We start from the raw sequence: 20,212 nt of genomic DNA on the forward strand, positions 1-20,212 counted from the left end.
TCGATCATGCCAAAGAGACGGCGGTCGGCCCAGTCCCAGGGTCGGCCACCGTCTCTCTCCGGGCGGACGATTCAGGCCAGTTGGGGATCGACCACCCAATCCCCGCGCCGCATCACGCCCTTCAGGTCGAAGTTCTCGTCCAGCAGGACCAGGTCGGCGTCCTTGCCGGGTTCCAGGGAGCCCACGCGGTCGTCCATGCCCAGCAGGCGGGCCGGGTTGGCGGACAGGGCCGCGACCACGTCCTCGACCGGGAGGCGGTCGATCGTCACCGCCCGCTGGAAGGCGCGGTCCATGGTGAGCGTGGACCCCGCGATCGCGCCGCCCTCCACCAGACGGGCCACACCCTCGCTGACCTCGACCTCCAGCGGGCCGAGCAGGTAGCGGCCGTCGCCGATACCGGCCGCGTCCATCGCGTCCGTGATGAACGCGACACGGCCCGCGCCCGCGTGACGGAACGCCAGCTCCAGGGCGGCCGGGTGGAGGTGGACGCCGTCGTTGATCAGCTCGACCGTGACCCGCTCGTCCTCCAGGAGCGCGGCGATCGGGCCGGGGGAGCGGTGGCCGAGGGTGGGCATCGCGTTGAAGAGGTGGGTGGCGACCGTCGCGCCCGCCTCGATCGCCTCGACCGTCTGCTCGTACGTGGCGTCCGTGTGGCCCACGGCCGCGATCACCCCGTGCTCGGCCAGCAGCCGTACGGAGTCGATGCCGCCCGGCAGCTCCGTGGCCAGCGTGACCATCTTCGCCTTGCCGCGCGCCGCGTCGATCAGCTTGCGCACCTCCGCCGGGTCCGGGTCGCGCAGCAGCTCCTCGGAGTGCGCGCCCTTGCGGCACGGCGAGATGAACGGGCCCTCGAAGTGGATCCCGGCGAGGTCGCCCTGCTCGGCCAGCTCGGACAGCAGCCCGGCCTGCTGGACCAGGAGGTCCATGTCGTCGGTGACGGTGGAGGCGACGAGGGTGGTGGTGCCGTGGCGGCGGTGGGCGTGGATGGCCTTGTGTACGTCGTCGGCCGTGCCGGAGAAGGAGGCTCCGCCGCCGCCGTGGTTGTGGATGTCCACGAAGCCCGGGACCAGCCAGTGGCCGGATACGTCGATGACGTGGGCGTCTGCTGGGGTCGCACCGGAGATGCGGGTGCCGTCGATGGTGATGCTGCCGTCGGGCACGGTGCCGGTGGGCAGCACCACCCGGGCGCCGACGAGCGTCTGCCTGCGTGCGCCGGATGCGGGCTGCGGGTGTGTGGTGGCTGGTCGCGCGCACGCGGCGGAGCCGCTGGATGTCGCGTCCCGCGCCCCTGAGGCGGTGGCCATCAGGCGGTTACCTCCGTACGGTCGGTGTTGTCGAGGAGATCCCAGGCGAGGAGCCCGGCACCGAGGCATCCCGCCGTGTCCCCCAGGCCCGCCGGCACGATCTCCGGCAGTTTCTGGAAGGTCAGGCGTCGGCGGACGGCGTCCCGCAGTGGTGTGAACAAGGTTTCCCCTGCCTCGGCGAGGCCGCCACCGATGACGAGGGTGCGCGGGTCCAGCAGGGTGAGGGCGGTGACGAGACCGTCGGCGAGGGCGTCGACCGCCTGCTGCCAGATCCGGACGGCGTTCGGGTCGCCGGACGCGACGGCCTTCGCGCAGTCGGCCGCGTCCGCCTCCGGGTCGCCGCAGGCCTGCGCCCATGCCTCGCTCACCGCCGCCGCCGACGCGAACCGCTCCAGACAGCCGTGCTGCCCGCAGGGACAGGGCGTCCCGCCGGGCCGTACGACGATGTGGCCGATCTCGCCCGCGAAGCCGTGCGCGCCGGCCTCGACCCGGCCCCCCACGCCGATCGCACCCGCGATGCCGGTGCCCAGGGCGACGAAGAGGAAGCGGTCGGCGCCCCGGCCCGCGCCGATGCGGCCCTCCGCGAGGCCTCCGGTGCGTACGTCGTGGCCGAGGGCGACCGGGATGCCGCCGAGCCGCTCGGAGAGCAGGTCGCGCAGGGGCACGTCGCGCCAGCCGAGGTTGGCCGAGTAGACGGCGGTGCCATGATTCTCGTCGACGATGCCGGGGACGGCGACACCGGCCGCGGACGCGGGCTCGCCGAGGTGTTCGGCGCCGTGTTCGCGCAGCTCGGCGGCGAAGTCGAGGATGTCGGCGACGACCGCGCCGGGGCCGCGTTCGCGCCCGGTGGCCCGGCGGGTCCGGTGCAGCAGAGCGCCGTCCGCGCCGACCAGTGCGGCCTTCATCCCGGTGCCGCCCACATCGAGGGCGATGACATGTCTCACGGGAGACAGTGTGGCCCGAGGACCCGCGAGAGGTCTAGTCCACTTGCGCATCCTGGGGGTACCGTGCAGCTGCGCAGGGCCCGGAAGAGGTCTAGTCCACCTGCGTGGTGTAGACCTTATTCCGCATATCGGTTTCATTGGTCGGAGCATTCATATGCGTTTCATCGGGCTCGGCCATCAGGCAGCAGGAGAAGCAGTGCAGCGGCGGGCAAGGAAGTCAGGAACGATCGCGGTGGCGTCCGCCCTGGGCATGACGGCGGTCCTCGCCGGCTGCGGGGTCGGCGGCGACTCCGGCGACGTCACCCTGAGACTCGTCGCCGCCGACTACGGCGACAGCAGCGCCAACAGCTCGAAGAAGTACTGGGACGAGCTCGTCGAGGCGTACGAGAAGGACCACCCCGGCGTCACCGTCGACGTGACCGTGTACTCCTGGAACGACGTCGACCGCGAGGTCAAGGAGATGGTCGACGCCGGCAAGGCGCCCGACATGGCGCAGATCGGCGCGTACTCCGACTACGCCGCCGACGACCTGCTCTACAAGGCGAGCGAAGTGCTCTCCATCCCCGTCCAGGCCGACTTCGTGCCCCAGCTCGCGGACGCGGGCGAGGTGAGGAGCGTGCAGTACGGCATGCCGTTCGCCTCCTCGACGCGGCTGCTGTTCTACAACAAGAGCCTCTTCGAGAAGGCCGGGATCACCGCGCCCACCACCTGGGCCGAACTCGCCGACGGCGCCGAGGCGCTCAAGGCGGAGGGCGTGAAGTACCCCTACGCACTGCCCCTCGGGCCGGAGGAGGCGCAGGCCGAGACGATGCAGTGGCTGCTCAGCGGCGGGGGCGGCTACACCGCGACCGCCACCGGCTACAGCCTCGACTCCACCGAGAACGTCGCGACCTTCTCCTGGCTGAAGAACAACCTGGTCGGCAAGGGCCTGACCGGGCCGGTCGCGCCGGACAAGCTCAACCGGGCCGACGCGTTCGCGGCGTTCGCCGCCGGGCAGGTCGGGATGCTCAACGGGCATCCCTCGCTGATGAAGATGGCCGCGAAGAAGGGCGTGAAGTTCGGCATGGTGCCCATGCCCGGCGTCGACGGCCCCGCCAAGGTCTCCATGGGCGTCGCCGACTGGATGACCGCCTTCAAGCAGAACGGGCACGCCGACCAGATCAAGGAGTTCCTGACCTTCGTCTACAGCGAGGAGAACGTCCTCGACTTCTCCCGCGAGTACGACCTGCTGCCGGTCACCAACTCCGCGTCCCTGGTCATGAGCGAGGCCGCGGAGGACGCGGACCTCAAGCCGTTCCTGGACCAGCTCCCGTTGTCCGAGCTGTATCCCGTGGGGCGGACCTCCTGGGCGACGGTCAGCGCGGACATCAAGCAGCGGATCGGGCAGGCCGTGACGCCGTCCGGCAGCCCGGCCGGTGTCCTCGGCCAGCTGCAGGCGACGGCCACCACGGTGGAGAGCGGCTCCGCCGGGTGAGCCGCCTGCGTTACGGTGCGGGCATGGAGCGGCCGGAGGAAGAGCTGGGGGCGCGGGAGCGGGGCATCCTCGCGCTGGAGCGGCGTGGGTTTCCCGCGGCGGGGGTGAAGGAGCGGGCGATCCGGGAGGAGCTGGGGTTGTCGCCGGTGCGGTACTACCAGCTGCTGAATGCTTTGCTGGATGATCCGAGGGCGCTGGCCCTTGATCCGGTGACGGTGAATCGGTTGCGGAGGGTGCGGGAGGGTCGGCGGGCGGAGCGTTGAGGTTGCCTGCGGGGGTGGTTGTGCGGGTGGGCAGGGGTTGCCGTCCCCTGGGGGCTCCGCCCCCAGACCCCCGTCGGCCCTGAACGGGCCTCGTCCTCAAACGCCGGACGGGCTGGGATGACCTCACCCCCGCGGTTATCGTCACCGTATGGGCACCCAAGAGACGCACTCCACGGAACCCGGACTCCCCACCCCCACCACACCCCACGGCCGACAAGGCCTCGACGCGATCCTGGCCGGTCCCCGTACCGCCCTCATCGGGCTCGACTTCGACGGCACGCTCGCGCCGATCGTCGAGAATCCGGATGACGCCCGGGCGCACCCGGATGCCGTGCCCGCCCTCGCGGAACTCGCCCCCAAGGTCGCCTCCGTCGCGGTCGTCACCGGTCGCCCCGCTGCCGTGGCCGTGCGCAACGGGGGGTTCGCCGGGGTGCCGGGGCTGGAGCATCTCGCCGTGCTCGGGCATTACGGGGCCGAGCGGTGGGACGCGCGGACCGGTACCGTCTCCGCGCCCGCCCCGCACCCCGGTGTCGCCGCCGTGCGGGCCGAGCTGCCGGGGGTGCTGGACGCGGCCGGGGCGTGGCAGGGGACGTGGGTGGAGGAGAAGGGGCGGGCCGTCGCCGTGCACACACGGCGGGCCAGTGATCCCCAGGCCGCCTTCGAGGCTCTCCGGCAGCCCCTCACCGACCTCGCCGCCCGGCACGGGCTGATCGTCGAGCCCGGCCGGATGGTGCTCGAGCTGCGGCCGCCCGGCGTGGACAAGGGCGTGGCGCTGACCGAATACGTCCGTGAGATCGGCGCCGAGTCCGTTCTCTACGCCGGCGACGACCTCGGCGACCTTCCCGCCTTCGCCGCCGTCGAGAAGCTCCGCTCCGACGGCCTTCCCGGTCTGCTCGTGGCGAGCGGCAGCGCCGAGGTCACCGAGCTCGCCGAGCGCGCCGACCTCGTCGTCGACGGGCCCGCCGGTGTCGTACGACTGCTGCGGACGCTGGCGGATCAGCTGGGCTGAATCGCCCGCAGCGCCTGCAGCTGCTCCAGGAACCACTGGGCCGGAGGCAGCGCGGTCGCGGCTGCAGCCAGCCTCTTGGTGCGCTCCGCCCGCTCCTCCGGCCCCATGGTCAGCGCCTGGTGCAGGGCGCGGGCGGTCTCCATGATGTCGTAGGGGTTCACGACGATCGCGTCGTCGCCCAGTTCCCAGTACGCGCCGGCCTCCCGGGACAGCACCAGTGCGCAGCCGTTGTCGGCGACGAGCGGGACCTCCTTCGCGACGAGGTTCATGCCGTCGCGGATGGGGTTGACCAGGGCCACGTCGGCGAGGCGGTACGCGGCCAGGGAGCGGGCGAAGTCGTCCTTCACATGGAGGACGACCGGGTTCCAGCCGGGTGTGGCGTACCGCTCGTTGATCTCTGCCGCCACCCGTTGCGTCTCGGCCGTGTACTCGCGGTAGACGGCGAGGTCGTGGCGGGAGGGGTAGGCGAAGGCGACGTGGACGACACGCTCGTGCCACTCGGGGTGGTCGTCGAGCAGCTGCCGGTACGCCAGCAGGCCGCGCGCGATGTTCTTCGACAGCTCGGTGCGGTCGACGCGGACGATCGCCTTGCGGGCGCTGCCGTCGGGGGCCGTGCCGATCTCCTCGCGGAGGTCGGCCATGCGTTCCTCGACGTCCGGCTCGTGGGAGCGGGCGCGCAGGAAGTCGCCGTCGGCGCCCAGACCGTGGACACCGATCTCGGTCCTCCCCAGGCCTCCGGTGAACTCCGTGCAGCACGCCGTGAACGCGTCCGCCCAGCGCCGGGTGAGGAAGCCCAGGCGGTCCGCGCCGAGCATTCCGCGCAGGAGCTGGGTGCGGATGTCGTCGGGGAGCAGGCCGAAATAGTCCGCCGGCGCCCACGGTGTGTGCGAGAAGTGGCCGATGCGCAGGTCCGGGCGCAGTTCGCGGAGCATGCCGGGGACCAGGCAGAGGTGGTAGTCCTGCACCAGGACCGCCGCGCCCTGAGCCGCCTCCTCCGCCAGCGCCTGTGCGAAGGCCCGGTTGTACGTCTCGTACGACGCCCACTGGCGCCGGAACTCCGCGTCGAAGACCGGCTCCAGCGGGGTCTGGTACAGCAGGTGGTGGATGAACCACAGCACCGAGTTGGCGATGCCGTTGTACGCGTCGGCGTGCACGTCCGCCGGGATGTCCAGCATCCGCACGCCGTCCCCCACTCTCGGCTTCGCTCGAGCGGGGGCACCCCCACCACCGACCCCGCGCCGTACCGCCTCGCGGTCGCCGTCGGAGAGCGCCGAGCACACCCAGAGGGCGCCCGCGTCGGGGCCGATCGCCGACAGACCCGAGACCAGTCCGCCGCCACCCCGCTTGGCGTGCAGCGAACCGTCCTCGCGGACGGCGTACGAGACCGGGCCGCGGTTGGACGCGACCAGCACCTGAGCACCTTCAGCACCCTGGGCAGCAGCACCGTGCGTGGAAGCCATACGCCTCAACCTAGCCCGGTCCGGATCCGCTCAAACGTACGGATGCACTGCGTTGACGGGCCATATCCAGCCGTATACGGCCCGCTCATCCGTGTGACGCGGCCGGGTCACGCGACCTTGCGGGCCGCGTACTCCGCGATCTCCGCCATCGGCGGCCGTTCCTCCGTGTCCACCGAGTAGGTGCGCGGCTCGAAGCCGTCCGCGCCCCGCTCGAACTGGGTGAGGGAGGGCCGGACGAGGTGTCCGCGGGCCAGCCGGAGCTGGGCCGTGCGGTAGATCGCCGCCGCCATCCGGCCGAGCGCCTGCCCGTCCTGATGGCGGTGCTTGCGTACGCCCACGTCGACCTGGGCCAGCGCGTCCAGGCCCACCAGGTGCAGCGCGTCGACCAGCATGCCCAGCTCCACGCCGTAGCCGACGGGGAACGGCAGCTGTTCCAGCAGGCTGCGGCGGGCCGCGTACTCACCGCCCAGCGGCTGCACGAAGCCGGCCAGCTGCGGCCAGTGCATGTTGAGCAGGGGACGGGCCATCAGTTCCGTCACCCTGCCGCCCTGGCCGGCGGTCCTGCCGGAGGCGGGCGAATCCAACTCGGTGCCCAGCGGGCGGTCGTACATTCCCTTGACCAGGTCCACCCCGGGGTCGGTGAGCAGCGGGCCCACGATCCCCGAGACGAAGTCGGAGGAGAACTCCTTCAGGTCGGCGTCGATGAAACAGACGATGTCCCCGGTGGTGACCAGCAGGGAGCGCCACAGGACCTCGCCCTTGCCGGGCACGCTCGGGATCCGGGGGAGGATCGCGTCCCGGTGGACGACTCGCGCCCCGGCGCCCGCGGCGACCTCCGACGTACGGTCGGTGGAGCCGGAGTCGACGACGACGATCTCGTCGACGAGCGGGACCTGCTGCATGAGGTCGTGACGGATGACCGCGACGATGTCGCCGACCGTCTCCTCCTCGTTCAGCGCGGGCAGCACGACGGACACCGTCTGGCCCGTGGCCCGCTTCGCGGCCAGGATCCTGTGGAGCGGGCGATCGGTCACGGACCAGGAGCGGGTGGCCAGCCAGCGCTCGACTTCTTCCAGCACGGTCTGCGGCTCCTCACTGTCGACTGTCGTGATCACACCAGGTGCACGAGGGGTCACCGTGTGATCCGTCTCGCGGTTCGGACGACTATCTCAACTGTCCTGGCCTTCGGTTACAGTCTTGAACAACGCGGATGACCATCGCATGTCCGGGGGTCGCCCGCGTTCACAACCACATACCGCTCATCCAGAGGGGCAGAGGGACACGGCCCGATGAAGCCCCGGCAACCCTCCAGCCGGTCTCGTAGCGATCAGTGACGATCGCTCGCGAGGCTCCCGGCTAGGGAAGGTGCCAAATCCGTCTCACGGCGAGATGCGTCGTGAGGAAGATGAGGAGAAAGGGCCTCGCCTCACATGGCTGCGCAGACAGTTGCACCCACCACCAACTCCGTCGATCTCGGTCCCGCCGCCGCGCTGAGCTGCCGCGAATGCGGCCACCGCGTGCCCCTCGGCCCGCTCTTCGCCTGCGAGGAGTGTTTCGGCCCGCTCGAGATCGCGTACGACTTCTCCTCCTACGAAACGGAGGAGCTCCGCAAGCGCATCGAGGCGGGCCCCGCGAACATCTGGCGCTACGCGCCCCTCCTCCCCGTCCCGGCCGACGTGGCGGACAAGCCCAACATCAACCCCGGCTGGACCAAGCTCGTCAAGGCCGGCAACCTCGCGCGCGAACTGGGCGTGACCGGCGGGCTGTACGTGAAGGACGACTCGGGCAACCCGACGCACTCCTTCAAGGACCGGGTCGTCGCCCAGGCACTGGAGGCCGCCCGCGCCTTCGGGTTCACCACCCTGTCCTGCTCCTCCACCGGCAACCTCGCCGGTGCCGTCGGCGCCGCCGCCGCCCGCGCCGGCTTCCGCTCCTGCGTGTTCATCCCGCACGACCTGGAGCAGGGCAAGGTCGTCATGGCCGCGATCTACGGCGGCGAACTCGTCGGCATCGAGGGCAACTACGACGACGTCAACCGCTTCTGCTCCGAACTCATCGGCGACCCGGCCGGCGAGGGCTGGGGCTTCGTCAACGTCAACCTGCGGCCGTACTACGCCGAGGGTTCCAAGACGCTGGCGTACGAGATCTGCGAGCAGCTCGGCTGGCAGCTGCCCGACCAGATCGTCGTGCCCATCGCCTCCGGCTCGCAGCTCACCAAGATCGACAAGGGTCTGCAGGAGCTGATCAAGCTCGGGCTCGTCGAGGACAAGCCGTACAAGATCTTCGGTGCGCAGGCCGAGGGGTGCTCGCCGGTGTCCGTCGCCTTCAAGGCCGGCCACGACGTCGTCCGCCCGCAGAAGCCGAACACCATCGCCAAGTCCCTGGCCATCGGCAACCCGGCGGACGGGCCGTACGTCCTGGACATCGCGCGCCGTACCGGCGGCGCGGTGGAGGACGTGACCGACGAGCAGGTGGTCGACGCGATTCGGCTGCTCGCCCGGACCGAGGGGATCTTCGCGGAGACCGCCGGTGGTGTGACCGTCGGCGTGACGAAGAAGCTGATCGAGAACGGTGTTCTCGACCCGACGCTGACGACGGTGGTGCTGAACACCGGTGATGGTCTCAAGACGCTGGACGCGGTGGCCGGTACCGGGCTGACCGCGACCATCCGTCCCAACCTGGAGTCGTTCCGCGAGGCTGGTCTCGCGTAAGCAGCTGTTCTCGTCCGCGGGGCCGGTGGGGGGCCGGTCGCGCCCCCGCGGCGGAGCCGCAATTTGTTACAGCCCCGCGCCCCTCGGGGGCGCTGTACTGACCGGAGGTCCCACGTGAGCGTCACCGTCCGCATCCCCACCATCCTGCGTACCTACACCGGCGGTCAGGCCGAGGTCTCCGCCGAGGGCGCCACCCTCGGCGAGGTCATCGCCGACCTGGAGAAGAACCACACCGGTATCGCCGCGCGTGTTCTCGACGACCAGGGCAAGCTGCGCCGGTTCGTCAACGTGTACGTGAACGACGACGACGTCCGGTTCGAGCAGGGGCTGGAGACGGCGACCCCGGAAGGCGCCGGGGTGTCGATCATTCCGGCGGTCGCGGGCGGCTGATCCGGATTCAGTACCCGCCAGTAGTAACCGTCGGTAACATTGATTACCGAGAGTTCATCGAATTGCCCCCTCCGTGAGAGAAGTGGAGGGGGCAATTCAGTGTGGTTGAGCGCGGTACAGTTGGGGAACGCGCCGCCATTCGCATGCCGGAGGCCCTGGAATTCCGGCTTCACATGCGATGAGAAGTAGCCAAAGTGTGTAGGTGTTTTGCGCCTTATGTTCCCTTTATGGGGCCCGACTTGCCCTGAATTCGGGGGAATTCTCACCATATTCCGGACCGTCGACGTCCAGAATTCTCGTCCGATTGACCTGTTGCAGACGGCAGTTGGACAGATACATTCAGCCGCGGTCGACGCGTTCCGGCGCACGCCCCCAACCAACTGGGGGGTGAGGTCTGACCCGGGTCCGCGAAGTGTGGATCTGTGCAAGGGCCAGTAATAGGGGAGTTAGGCATGGCTCAGGGCACCGTCAAGTGGTTCAACGCGGAGAAGGGGTACGGCTTCATCGCGGTCGACGGTGGTGCGGACGTCTTCGTCCACTACAGCGCGATTCAGATGGACGGCTACCGCACCCTGGAAGAGGGCCAGCGGGTCGAGTTCGAGATCTCGCAGGGTCAGAAGGGCCCGCAGGCCGACATGGTTCGCGTCACCGCCTGAACATTTTTCAGCGAAGGGCCCGCATCCCGACGGGGTGCGGGCCCTTCGTGCTGCCCGGGCACCGCGCGCCGGTGTTCGCGGGCGGCTGACCCTGCCCCCGCGTCCCCCGAGGCGCTTGCTCCCACCCGCCGCCCGACCACCGCCCCTCACGGAGCCCGCTGCGCGGGCGAGCAGGGAACTGTCACCCGACCACCACTCCTCATCGAGCCTGCTTCGCAGGCGCACCTTGCACTCGGGCATGCCGAGTGCTAATCATTGGCGTTAGCACTCTGAAGGTGAGAGTGACAACGAAGGACCGGGTCGGTGAGGCTCGCAGGCCGGGTGGGGCAAGGAACCACCGGTCGGGGAGCCGTCCGTCGCGGGCGCGGGCGCGGTCCGAAGGAATCACCCCCAGTCCTGGAGGGACCACTTCACATGGCCAAGATCATCGCGTTCGACGAGGAGGCGCGGCGCGGCCTCGAGCGCGGCATGAACCAGCTCGCGGACGCCGTGAAGGTGACGCTCGGCCCCAAGGGTCGCAACGTCGTCCTCGAGAAGAAGTGGGGCGCCCCCACGATCACCAACGATGGTGTCTCCATCGCCAAGGAGATCGAGCTCGAGGACCCGTACGAGAAGATCGGCGCCGAGCTGGTCAAGGAAGTCGCCAAGAAGACGGACGACGTCGCCGGTGACGGTACGACCACCGCGACCGTTCTCGCCCAGGCCCTGGTCAAGGAGGGTCTGCGCAACGTCGCCGCCGGTGCCAACCCGATGGCCCTCAAGCGCGGTATCGAGAAGGCCGTCGAGGCCGTCTCCGCCGCCCTGCTCGAGCAGGCGAAGGACGTCGAGACCAAGGAGCAGATCGCTTCCACGGCCTCCATCTCCGCCGCCGACACCCAGATCGGCGAGCTCATCGCCGAGGCGATGGACAAGGTCGGCAAGGAAGGCGTCATCACCGTCGAGGAGTCCCAGACCTTCGGTCTGGAACTGGAGCTCACCGAGGGTATGCGCTTCGACAAGGGCTACATCTCGGCGTACTTCGCCACCGACATGGAGCGTATGGAGGCCGTCCTCGACGACCCGTACATCCTGATCGCGAACTCCAAGATCGCGAACGTGAAGGACCTGCTCCCGCTCCTGGAGAAGGTCATGCAGTCGGGCAAGCCGCTGCTGATCATCGCCGAGGACGTCGAGGGCGAGGCCCTGTCGACCCTGGTCGTCAACAAGATCCGCGGCACTTTCAAGTCCGTCGCGGTCAAGGCCCCGGGCTTCGGCGACCGCCGCAAGGCGATGCTGAACGACATCGCCATCCTCACCGGCGGCGAGGTCATCTCCGAGGAGGTCGGTCTCAAGCTCGAGAACACGACCCTCGACCTGCTGGGCAAGGCCCGCAAGGTCGTCATCACCAAGGACGAGACCACCATCGTCGACGGTGCCGGCTCCTCCGAGCAGGTCGCGGGCCGCGTGAACCAGATCCGCGCCGAGATCGAGAACAGCGACTCCGACTACGACCGCGAGAAGCTCCAGGAGCGCCTGGCCAAGCTCGCGGGCGGCGTGGCCGTCATCAAGGCCGGTGCCGCCACCGAGGTCGAGCTCAAGGAGCGCAAGCACCGCATCGAGGACGCCGTCCGCAACGCGAAGGCGGCCGTCGAGGAGGGCATCGTCGCCGGTGGTGGCGTGGCCCTGCTCCAGGCCTCCCAGGTCTTCGAGAAGCTGGAGCTCGAGGGCGACGAGGCCACCGGTGCCGCCGCCGTCAAGCTGGCGCTCGAGGCCCCGCTGAAGCAGATCGCCGTCAACGCCGGCCTCGAGGGCGGCGTCGTGGTGGAGAAGGTGCGCAACCTGACCCCGGGTCACGGCCTGAACGCCGCGACCGGCGAGTACGTCGACCTGGTCGCCGAGGGCATCATCGACCCGGCCAAGGTGACGCGCTCCGCGCTGCAGAACGCCGCGTCGATCGCCGCGCTGTTCCTCACCACCGAGGCCGTCATCGCCGACAAGCCGGAGAAGGCCGCGGCCCCGGCCGGCGGCGGCATGCCGGGCGGTGACATGGACTTCTGATCCTTCGAGACCTTCGAGGATCGGTTCCGTCCGTTCGTACCGAGGGCGGCACTCCCTGTTCCCACAGGGGGTGCCGCCCTCGGGCGTTCGCCCGGCGGACCGTTCGCCCGGCGGACGGGGCCCATACGCAGCAACCGGCCGCCACAAAAGGGCGAAACGTAACAAAGAGTCATATTGGCGCATGAACGATGAGGTCATCCTCGCTGGAGCAGTAACCGCGCACAGCGGTACGGGCCCGCCCGAGGAAGGCTCTTCAGCATGCGAAAAATCTTCACGACCCGGCGCCGAGCCGTCGCAGCCGTCGCCGCGGTCGTCGCGGCCGCCGCCATGGGAAGCGGCGCCGTCCTGCCCGCCGAAGCGGCCCCGGCCGCCGGAAAGGTCCTGAACGAGAACTCCCCCTACGGCATCGACAACAGTTACCTCGTCACGCTGAAGTCGTCCGCCGGATTCAGAGCGGCCTCACAGGAAGGCCGGCAACTCGCGGCCAAGTACGGCGCCACCGTGGCGGCGACCTACCACACCGCGATGAACGGCTACGCCGTCCACGTCAGCGCCGCCGGGGCGCGGAGTTTCGCGGCGGATCCCGCCGTCGCGTTCGTCGAGAAGGACCAGAGGGTCACCCTCGACGCGACCCAGACCAACCCCCCTTGGGGACTGGACCGGATCGACCAGGCGACGCTTCCGCTCAGCAGGACGTACACCTACCCGAACACGGCCGGCAACGGCGCCACGGTGTACGTCATCGACACCGGTGTGCGCATCACCCACCAGCAGATCGCCGGGCGCGCCGCGTACGGGTACGACGCGATCGACGGGGACACCATCGCCGCCGACGGCAACGGACACGGCACGCATGTCGCCACCACGGTCGCGGGCACCACGTACGGTGTGGCGAAGGCCGCCAGGATCATGGCGGTACGCGTTCTCGACAACGAGGGTTCCGGCACGACCTCGGGCGTCATCGCGGGCGTGGACTGGGTCACCGCCCAGAGCGCCCGTCCCGCGGTCGCCAACATGTCACTCGGCGGTGGCGCCAGCATCGCGCTGGACACCGCGGTGAGGAACTCCATCGCCTCCGGCGTCACCTACGCCGTCGCCGCCGGCAACTCGAACGCGAACGCCGGCTCTTCCTCGCCCGCCCGCGTGAGCGCCGCGCTCACCGTCGGTGCCGGCACCAGTGCCGACTACCGGGCCGGCTACTCCAACTACGGCTCTGTCCTGGACCTGTTCGCCCCCGGCTCCTCCATCCCCGGCGGCTGGCACACCGGTGACACCGCCACAGCCACCCTTTCCGGCACCTCGATGGCCACCCCCCATGTTGCGGGAGCCGCGGCCGTCTACCTCACGTCCCACCCCACCGCGAGCCCGGCGGCCGTGCACAGTGCCCTCGTCAACGGCGCGACGTCCGGAGTGCTGCGCAACATCGGTACCGGCTCGCCCAACAGGCTGCTGAGGCTCGTTCCCTAGCCGCACCACGCGGACCGGCCGGTGACCCTCGAGGCCCGTGCCGTGTCCGGTGTCACAGGGGCCCGCGGCAGAAGGGCGGAATGGCGGGGACGGCTGGGTGGTTGATGTTCACGGGCGGTCGATGCGTATGCACATACCGCTCGGAACGCCGACCGCCCGATGCCGACCGCTCGATGTCCGACGACCTCTCCGAGGAGCCTCTGACGTGACTGCCACCCCCGCCGTCTCCCGTGCCGCCGAGATTCTCTCCCGGCCCGTCTCGATCAACGGCCTGACCGTTCCCAACCGCATCGCGATGGCGCCCATGACGCGCATGTTCTCGCCGGGCGGCGTCCCCGGCGAGAACGTGGTGTCGTACTACGCCCGCCGCGCCGCCGCGGGTGTCGGTCTGATCGTCACCGAGGGGACGTACGTCGGGCACGAGTCGGCCGGGCAGAGCGACCGGGTGCCGCGGTTCCACGGCGAGGAGCAGCTGGCGGGGTGGGCGAAGGTCGCCGAGGCCGTGCACGCGGCGGGCGGAACGATCATGCCCCAGCTGTGGCACATCGGGATGGTGCGGAAGCAGGGCGAGCCGCCCTTCACGGACGCTCCCGCCGTCGGCCCCTCCGGCATCCGTGTCGACGGAACGGAGGGCACCGGCAAGGCGATGACCCAGCGCGACATGGACGACGTCATCGGCGCGTTCGCCGAGGCCGCCGCGGCCGCCGAGCGCATCGGCTTCGACGGCGTGGAGATCCACGGCGCCCACGGCTACCTCATCGACCAGTTCCTGTGGGCGGGCACCAACCGCCGCACGGACGCCTACGGCGGCGACCCGGTGGCCCGTACGAAGTTCGCGGCGGAGATCGTCGCGGCCGTACGGCAGACCGTCTCGCCCGAGTTCCCGATCCTCTTCCGCTACTCGCAGTGGAAGCAGGAGGCCTACGACGCGCGTCTCGCCGAGACCCCGGAGGAGCTGGAGGCCATCCTCAGCCCGCTCGCCGCGGCCGGCGTCGACGCCTTCCACGCCTCCACCCGCCGCTACTGGCTCCCGGAGTTCGACGACTCCGACCTCAACCTCGCGGGCTGGACGAAGAAGCTCACCGGCAAGCCCGCCATCACCGTCGGCTCGGTCGGTCTCGACGGCGACTTCATCAAGGGCTTCCAGGGCGAGAGCTCCCCGGTCAAGGGCATCGACGATCTCCTCGACAGCCTGGAGCGCGACGAGTTCGACCTGGTGGCCGTGGGCCGCGCCCTCCTCCAGGACCCGGAGTGGGCGGCGAAGGTCCTCGCCGACCGCTTCGACGAGCTGAAGCCGTACGACGCGTCGGCGCTGCAGACGCTGAGCTGAGGCACCGGAAAAACACCGGGGCTGATCCCCAACCCGTGGGTAGTGTCCGGGAGATGAGAATCCTCCATCTCTCGGACACCCACCTCGAGCGGACCGACGCCCCGGGTGCCCGCGGCGTCAACGCGACCGACTCCCTGCGCCTGATGCTCGCCGAGCTCCGCCACCAGCGGGACGTCGACGCGATCGTCGTCACCGGCGACCTCGCCGACGACGGGGCGGTCGAGGCGTACACGGCCGTACGCGACCTCGTCGGCGCGTTCGCCCGCTCGCTCGGCGCGCCGGTCTTCTACACCACCGGCAACCACGACGAACGCGGCGCCTTCGGGAAGGTGCTGGGCAGCGGGCATCTGGCGGCCGACGGCACGGATCGGGCGCAGGCGGCCGGCGGTGAGTGCGCCGCCGTGAGCACCGTCGGCGGCTGGCGTTTCGTGACGCTGGACTCGCTGGTCCCGGGGAAGATCTACGGCCGGCTGAGCGCGGCCCAACTGGACTGGCTGCGGGGCGAGTTGAGCACTCCGGCGGAACACGGCACCGTCCTCGCCCTCCACCACCCCCCGATCGGCCTCGACATCTCGGCGACCCAGCCGGTCTTCGGGCTGCGCAACCCCGGTGAGCTGGCGGCGGCGATCCGGGGGAGTGACGTACGGGTCCTCCTGGCCGGGCACTACCACCTCCAGCTCTTCGGAATGCTGGAGTCGGTGCCGGTGTGGGTCACGCCCGGTGTCGTCAACCGCATCGACCTGACGACGGCGCCGGGGACCGAGCGGGCCGTGCGCGGGGCGTCGGCCTCCCTGGTGGAACTGGGCGGGCCGGCGAGCCCGGTGTTCCACACCTTCCACGCGCGCGATCCGCGGGCGCACGAGACGGTGTACGAGGTGGACGAGGCGCGGATGCGGGAGCTCATCGCGCGGGAGGGCTAAGGCCTGTCCGGCGGATCAGGCCCTGGGAGTCACGCCGTGTTGTGCCTGCTCAGGGCGGCCTTCCCATTTAGCTTGCTTAAGTCAATCAATTAGGTCTAAGGTTGCTTGAGTCAAGCAGTCCACTTCTCGCACTTCCGACGGAGGCCCTGTCATGTCCGACGCTCCCGCCCGACCCGCCGAGGCGGGGTCAGCCGCCCCGCCGAGGTCGAACGCCGTGGTGGCGGTCCTGGCCCTCGCCGGAATCGTCGTCTCCCTGATGCAGACCCTGGTCATCCCGATCGTCCCCGAGCTGCCCAGGCTGCTGGACGCGCCCGCCTCCGACACCGCGTGGGCGGTCACGGCGACGCTGCTGGCGGCCGCCGTCGCCACCCCGGTCGTGGGCCGGCTCGGTGACATGGTCGGCAAGCGGCGGATGCTGGTGGTCAGCATCCTGCTGCTGGTGTCCGGCTCGGTGGTCTGCGCGCTCGCCGACTCGCTGGTGCCGATGATCGTCGGCCGCGCCCTGCAGGGTCTGTCGGCCGCCGTGGTGCCGCTCGGCATCAGCATCCTGCGGGACGTGGTCCCCGCCGAGAAGCTCGCCGGTTCGACGGCGGTGATGAGCGCCTCCCTCGGTGTCGGTGGTGCGCTCGGTCTGCCCGCCGCCGCGTTCATCGCGGACAACTGGGACTGGCACGTCCTCTTCTGGACCTCCGCCGCCCTCGGCGTCGTCTCCCTCCTCCTCGTCCTGCTGTTCGTCCCGGAGTCGCCGAACCGGGCCGGCGGCCGCTTCGACCTCGTCGGCTCGCTCGGTCTGTCGGCCGGTCTGGTGGCGCTGCTGCTGACCGTGTCCAAGGGCGCCGACTGGGGCTGGACCTCCGCCACGACGCTCGGTCTCGCCGTCGCCGCCGTGGTGATCCTGGTGGCCTGGGGCGGGTGGGAGCTGCGGGCGAAGCAGCCGCTGGTCGACCTGCGCACCACCGCGAAGACGCAGGTCCTGTTCACCAACCTGGCCTCGGTCGCCCTCGGCTTCTCGATGTTCGCGATGTCCCTCGTCCTGCCCCAGCTCCTGCAGCTGCCCGAGCAGACCGGCTACGGCCTGGGCAGGTCGATGCTCACCGTCGGCCTCGTCCTCGCCCCGCAGGGCCTGGTGATGATGGTCATGTCCGCCGTGTCCGCCGGGATCACCAAGGCCAAGGGCCCGAAGGTGACGCTGATGACCGGCGCGCTGATCGTGGCCGCCGGCTACGGGCTGAACATCCTGCTCATGTCCGAGGTCTGGCACCTGATCCTGGTGTCCTGCGTCATCGGCGCCGGTGTCGGCTTCACCTACGGAGCCCTCCCCGCCCTCATCATGAGCGCCGTCGACCCCTCCCAGACGGGCGCGGCGAACAGCCTGAACACGCTGATGCGGTCCCTGGGCACGTCCTTCGCCAGCGCCATCGCGGGCGTCATCCTCGCCCAGATGACCACCGACCTCGGCGGCTACGCCCTCCCCTCCGAGAACGGCTTCAAGGTCGTCATGGCCATCGGGGCCGGCGCCGCGCTCGTCGCCTTCCTCCTCGCCACCTTCATCCCCAGGCAGCGGGCGGCCGCACCGGCCCCCGAAACCCCGGCCGAGATCGCCGAACCGGCCAAGGCGTAACGAGGCTTGTCAACGGCTCCCAGGCGGCCGTCTCCCGTGAGGCCACGGGAAGGCGGCCGCTAAAGATTGCCGAGGGGCTCGATGTCGACCTTCACGGGCGTGCCCCAGATGCGCAGGACCTCGTAGTCGGTGAACTCGTGGACCAGGCGGTAGGCCATGGCGGGGCGGGAGCCGCGGCGCAGGGCGGCGAGGTACAGCTCGGCCTCGCGGCGGTCGCGGCGGGGGGTGCCGCACAACTGCCACTCCTGGCCGTTCCACAGCTCCGGAAGCCAGCGCTGCTGGGGCTGCGGACGGTCGCCGCGGGTGCCGTAGCGGGAGGGAGCGGTGGAGGGCGGCGCCTGGGGGGCGGGGCCGTTGAACTCGGCGCGCCGGGCCGACCGCCGTCGCGTCTCGCAGAGCAGACACAGGTCGGGGGCGCTCTCGTCGACGGGACCGTTCGGATGTTCGGCGCAGCGGGTCGTGGGTGCGGCGCCGGCACTCTCGTCCAGCAGTTCCAGGGCCCGCCGCAGATCGGCCTTGACCTCCTGCAGTTTGGCGTCCGGGGTGTCCGCGGTGAGGGCCTCGCCGTGCTCACCGAGGAGGCGGAGGGCACGGCCCAGATGGGTGAGCTGGGCGTGGTTCATGGCGAGCGTCTCCGTTTCCTGCCGCTTCGTGCGCTCGTGCGCCGGACTCCGATGACACCACCGTCGCACATGCCACTGACAGCGCACCTGTGCCCGGCGGCAGGGAGTGCTTCCTGAGGGGCGGGAGCAGATAGGTGTACGGGACGCAGATGGCGGGGGTCGGGGAAGGCGGGGCGCCGATTCCTCCCTGGTCTTCGACCCGGCGGCCTACACCGAGCAGACGATCGGCATCAAGGACACGACCGGCGCCGCCCACAGCGTGACCTACCGCTTCTTCAAGGTCGCCAGCTATGTGGCCAAGCCGGTGAACGCGGTTTACCAGTCGCTCAACGTCAGCGTGCCCGTCTCCATCGACGGCACCGCCGTCGACGCCTCCGAGGCGCCGATCCTCCTCGCCAACTCCGTCGGCGGCTACTCGCCGTCGACGGTGGCGAACAACACCGGGATCATCGCCTCCGGCATGGGCGGCAACACCAGCCGGCAGGCGCTCGCGCTCGCCGCCGGGTACGTCGTCGTGGAGCCCGGCGCGCGCGGCCGTACCCTCGTCGACGCCGACGGTGTCTACTACGGCACCGCGCCCGCCGCCATCGTCGACCTCAGGGCCGCAAGCAGCTTCAGACGGTGGCCCGGACGCGGTCGGTGACGCCGAAGACGTACGTCGTGGCGAAACCGACCGCGTACCCCGTCAGCAGCCCGCCCGCGTAGACCGCGAGCAGGGTGCCCCAGCCCTGGTTCCCGGCCAGCAGGGGGAACAGGGCCCAGCCGGACGGGCCGATCGCGGTGGCGCCCACCCGGTCGCCGAGCATCGCGAAGAAGCCGACGAAGGCCCCGCCGGCCGCTCCGCCCACGCAGGCCGTGAGGAAGGGGCGGCCGAGAGGGAGGGAGACGCCGTAGATCAGGGGTTCGCCGACGCCCAGGAGACCGGCCGGGAGCGCCGATCTGATCGTCGTGCGCAGTGAGGTGTCGTGGCGCAGGCGGACGTAGACCGCGAGGGACGCGCCGACCTGGCCCGCGCCCGCCATCGCCAGGATCGGGAGCAGGACGGTGTAGCCCTGCTGCTCGATGAGGGTGGTGTGGATGGGGATGAGGGCCTGGTGGAGGCCGAGCATCACCAGGGGGAGGAAGAGGCCGCCGAGGACGAGGCCGGCGAAGGCGCCCGTCGTCGCCAGCAGCCAGTTCGCGGTGGTGCCGATGGCGGAGGAGACCGCGCCGGCCGCGTACATGAGGCCGTAGAGCGTGGCGAGGCCCGCGACGAGGACGGTCAGGGTGGGGGTGAGGAGGACGTCCAGGGTGTCGGGGACCCGGCCGCGGCACCACTTCTCGACGTACGTCGCCAGCAGCGCGGCCGCGAGCGCGCCGAGGACTCCGCCCTGGCCGGGGGCGAGCGTGACCCCGAACGCGGTGACCTTCGCGACGCCCGGGTACACGACGATCGCCGCGACCGCGCCGCCGAGGATCGGGGTGCCGCCGAACTCCTTCGCCGTGTTGTGTCCGACGAAGACGGCGATCAGCGCCATGAAGCCGGAGGCGACGGCGGCGAGGGCAGGGGTCAGCCAGGGCAGCCAACCGGCGTTGACCAGCAGACCGTTGACTCCGGCGAGGACTCCGCAGCCGATGAGGGCCGGGATGAGGGGGACGAAGACGGCGGCGACGCGGCGGAGGGCGGTCTTGAGGGGGGTGGCGTTGCGTCGCCGCCGCTCCTCCTTCAGCTCCGCTCCGCGCGCCGCCAACTCCTCCGCGGTCGAGTGGCTGAGCAGCTCCTGGAACGCGGCCGTCACCCTCGCCACGACACCCGGCCCCAGCACCACTTGATACGTGCCGTCGGCCACGACGACGCCCAGCACCCCGGGCAGGGCCCGCAGCGCTCCCTCGTCCACGCGGGAGGGGTCGGCCAGGCCCAGCCGCAGCCGGGTCATGCAGTGGGCGACGGAGGTGACGTTGGCGGAGCCGCCGACCAGGGGCAGGAGCGCGGTGGCGGTGGCGGAGGCGGTGTCTGGGTGCAC

18 protein-coding genes and 1 riboswitch are annotated in these 20,212 nt (G+C 70.6%); of the genes, 12 read left to right on the plus strand and 6 right to left on the minus strand.

The annotated features are described in order from the left end of the window. Positions 1–71: 71 nt before the first annotated feature. On the minus strand, positions 72–1,304 hold the full coding sequence (gene nagA, locus IE263_RS35825) for an N-acetylglucosamine-6-phosphate deacetylase (RefSeq protein ID WP_189942223.1): 1,233 nt from the start codon (positions 1,302–1,304) through the stop codon (positions 72–74). Beyond that, entirely contained in the window at positions 1,304–2,248 is a 945-nt protein-coding gene (locus IE263_RS35830) for an ROK family protein (protein WP_189942224.1), read from the minus strand. The genes nagA and IE263_RS35830 overlap by 1 nt, the downstream gene beginning before the upstream one ends. 154 nt (positions 2,249–2,402) lie before the next feature. Between IE263_RS35830 and IE263_RS35835 the strand changes: the two genes are divergently transcribed. The 3 genes from IE263_RS35835 (at position 2,403) to otsB (ending at position 4,994) form a co-directional block, all read left to right on the plus strand. Next, a complete protein-coding gene (locus tag IE263_RS35835) occupies positions 2,403–3,722 on the plus strand; it encodes an ABC transporter substrate-binding protein (RefSeq protein ID WP_189942225.1) in 1,320 nt (439 codons plus the stop codon). A gap of 23 nt (positions 3,723–3,745) precedes the next feature. After that, on the plus strand, positions 3,746–3,985 hold the full coding sequence (locus IE263_RS35840; protein ID WP_189942226.1) for a DUF3263 domain-containing protein: 240 nt from the start codon (positions 3,746–3,748) through the stop codon (positions 3,983–3,985). 148 nt (positions 3,986–4,133) lie between these two features. Continuing rightward, positions 4,134–4,994: a trehalose-phosphatase gene (otsB, locus tag IE263_RS35845; protein WP_189942227.1), complete on the plus strand. Its 861-nt coding sequence runs from the start codon at positions 4,134–4,136 to the stop codon at positions 4,992–4,994. Here the strand turns inward: otsB and IE263_RS35850 are convergent. Next, positions 4,982–6,454, minus strand: coding sequence for an alpha,alpha-trehalose-phosphate synthase (UDP-forming) (locus tag IE263_RS35850; protein ID WP_189942228.1), 1,473 nt, complete (start codon positions 6,452–6,454; stop codon positions 4,982–4,984). The genes otsB and IE263_RS35850 overlap by 13 nt on opposite strands. 107 nt (positions 6,455–6,561) lie before the next feature. Continuing rightward, positions 6,562–7,533, minus strand: a complete 972-nt coding sequence (locus IE263_RS35855; RefSeq protein WP_189942229.1) for a glucosyl-3-phosphoglycerate synthase — start codon at positions 7,531–7,533, stop codon at positions 6,562–6,564. 177 nt (positions 7,534–7,710) lie between these two features. After that, positions 7,711–7,866, plus strand: a riboswitch (SAM riboswitch). An 18-nt stretch (positions 7,867–7,884) separates the two neighbouring features. Here IE263_RS35855 and thrC point away from each other — a divergent pair. The 8 genes from thrC (at position 7,885) to IE263_RS35895 (ending at position 17,586) form a co-directional block, all read left to right on the plus strand. Beyond that, complete coding sequence (gene thrC / locus IE263_RS35860) at positions 7,885–9,165, plus strand: threonine synthase (RefSeq protein ID WP_189942230.1); 1,281 nt, start codon at positions 7,885–7,887, stop codon at positions 9,163–9,165. 114 nt (positions 9,166–9,279) lie between these two features. Beyond that, positions 9,280–9,555 (plus strand): ubiquitin-like small modifier protein 1, encoded by a 276-nt coding sequence (locus IE263_RS35865; protein ID WP_189942231.1) that lies wholly within the window; start codon positions 9,280–9,282, stop codon positions 9,553–9,555. Positions 9,556–10,007: 452 nt separating this feature from the next. Further along, on the plus strand, positions 10,008–10,211 hold the full coding sequence (locus IE263_RS35870) for a cold-shock protein (RefSeq protein ID WP_004986573.1): 204 nt from the start codon (positions 10,008–10,010) through the stop codon (positions 10,209–10,211). A 414-nt stretch (positions 10,212–10,625) separates the two neighbouring features. Beyond that, the gene (gene groL / locus IE263_RS35875) at positions 10,626–12,248 is read left to right on the plus strand and encodes a chaperonin GroEL (RefSeq protein WP_189942232.1); all 1,623 of its coding nucleotides are present in this window, start codon (positions 10,626–10,628) and stop codon (positions 12,246–12,248) included. A 258-nt stretch (positions 12,249–12,506) separates the two neighbouring features. Continuing rightward, the gene (locus tag IE263_RS35880) at positions 12,507–13,715 is read left to right on the plus strand and encodes a S8 family peptidase (protein ID WP_189942233.1); all 1,209 of its coding nucleotides are present in this window, start codon (positions 12,507–12,509) and stop codon (positions 13,713–13,715) included. 205 nt (positions 13,716–13,920) lie between these two features. Then, positions 13,921–15,045 carry an NADH:flavin oxidoreductase gene (locus tag IE263_RS35885; RefSeq protein ID WP_189942234.1) on the plus strand — a complete coding sequence of 375 codons (1,125 nt, stop codon included), beginning with the start codon at positions 13,921–13,923 and terminating at the stop codon, positions 15,043–15,045. Positions 15,046–15,098: 53 nt separating this feature from the next. Beyond that, entirely contained in the window at positions 15,099–15,965 is an 867-nt protein-coding gene (locus IE263_RS35890) for a metallophosphoesterase (RefSeq protein WP_189942235.1), read from the plus strand. A 151-nt stretch (positions 15,966–16,116) separates the two neighbouring features. Beyond that, positions 16,117–17,586 (plus strand): MFS transporter, encoded by a 1,470-nt coding sequence (locus IE263_RS35895; RefSeq protein ID WP_189942236.1) that lies wholly within the window; start codon positions 16,117–16,119, stop codon positions 17,584–17,586. A gap of 59 nt (positions 17,587–17,645) precedes the next feature. Here IE263_RS35895 and IE263_RS35900 read toward each other — a convergent pair whose 3' ends face one another. After that, positions 17,646–18,209: a hypothetical protein gene (locus IE263_RS35900; RefSeq protein ID WP_189942237.1), complete on the minus strand. Its 564-nt coding sequence runs from the start codon at positions 18,207–18,209 to the stop codon at positions 17,646–17,648. 106 nt (positions 18,210–18,315) lie between these two features. On the opposite strand from IE263_RS35900, the gene IE263_RS35905 reads away from it, so the two are divergent. Beyond that, a complete protein-coding gene (locus tag IE263_RS35905; RefSeq protein ID WP_373312191.1) occupies positions 18,316–18,852 on the plus strand; it encodes a hypothetical protein in 537 nt (178 codons plus the stop codon). Here the strand turns inward: IE263_RS35905 and IE263_RS35910 are convergent. Then, positions 18,824–20,212 carry a PTS transporter subunit EIIC gene (locus IE263_RS35910; RefSeq protein WP_189942238.1) on the minus strand — a complete coding sequence of 463 codons (1,389 nt, stop codon included), beginning with the start codon at positions 20,210–20,212 and terminating at the stop codon, positions 18,824–18,826. The genes IE263_RS35905 and IE263_RS35910 overlap by 29 nt on opposite strands.

It is taken from the genome of Streptomyces aurantiogriseus (genome assembly GCF_014649375.1).
Lineage (GTDB): Bacteria > Actinomycetota > Actinomycetes > Streptomycetales > Streptomycetaceae > Streptomyces > Streptomyces aurantiogriseus.

What these genes read in the sequence shown, in the direction of transcription:
- nagA (WP_189942223.1), bottom strand. Translation starts at nt 1,304, where the DNA reads ATGGCCACCGCCTCAGGGGCGCGGGACGCGACATCCAGCGGCTCCGCC.
- IE263_RS35835 (WP_189942225.1), top strand. Translation starts at nt 2,403, where the DNA reads ATGCGTTTCATCGGGCTCGGCCATCAGGCAGCAGGAGAAGCAGTGCAG.
- IE263_RS35840 (WP_189942226.1), top strand. Translation starts at nt 3,746, where the DNA reads ATGGAGCGGCCGGAGGAAGAGCTGGGGGCGCGGGAGCGGGGCATCCTC.
- otsB (WP_189942227.1), top strand. Translation starts at nt 4,134, where the DNA reads ATGGGCACCCAAGAGACGCACTCCACGGAACCCGGACTCCCCACCCCC.
- IE263_RS35850 (WP_189942228.1), bottom strand. Translation starts at nt 6,454, where the DNA reads ATGGCTTCCACGCACGGTGCTGCTGCCCAGGGTGCTGAAGGTGCTCAG.
- thrC (WP_189942230.1), top strand. Translation starts at nt 7,885, where the DNA reads ATGGCTGCGCAGACAGTTGCACCCACCACCAACTCCGTCGATCTCGGT.
- IE263_RS35870 (WP_004986573.1), top strand. Translation starts at nt 10,008, where the DNA reads ATGGCTCAGGGCACCGTCAAGTGGTTCAACGCGGAGAAGGGGTACGGC.
- groL (WP_189942232.1), top strand. Translation starts at nt 10,626, where the DNA reads ATGGCCAAGATCATCGCGTTCGACGAGGAGGCGCGGCGCGGCCTCGAG.
- IE263_RS35880 (WP_189942233.1), top strand. Translation starts at nt 12,507, where the DNA reads ATGCGAAAAATCTTCACGACCCGGCGCCGAGCCGTCGCAGCCGTCGCC.
- IE263_RS35890 (WP_189942235.1), top strand. Translation starts at nt 15,099, where the DNA reads ATGAGAATCCTCCATCTCTCGGACACCCACCTCGAGCGGACCGACGCC.
- IE263_RS35895 (WP_189942236.1), top strand. Translation starts at nt 16,117, where the DNA reads ATGTCCGACGCTCCCGCCCGACCCGCCGAGGCGGGGTCAGCCGCCCCG.
- IE263_RS35900 (WP_189942237.1), bottom strand. Translation starts at nt 18,209, where the DNA reads ATGAACCACGCCCAGCTCACCCATCTGGGCCGTGCCCTCCGCCTCCTC.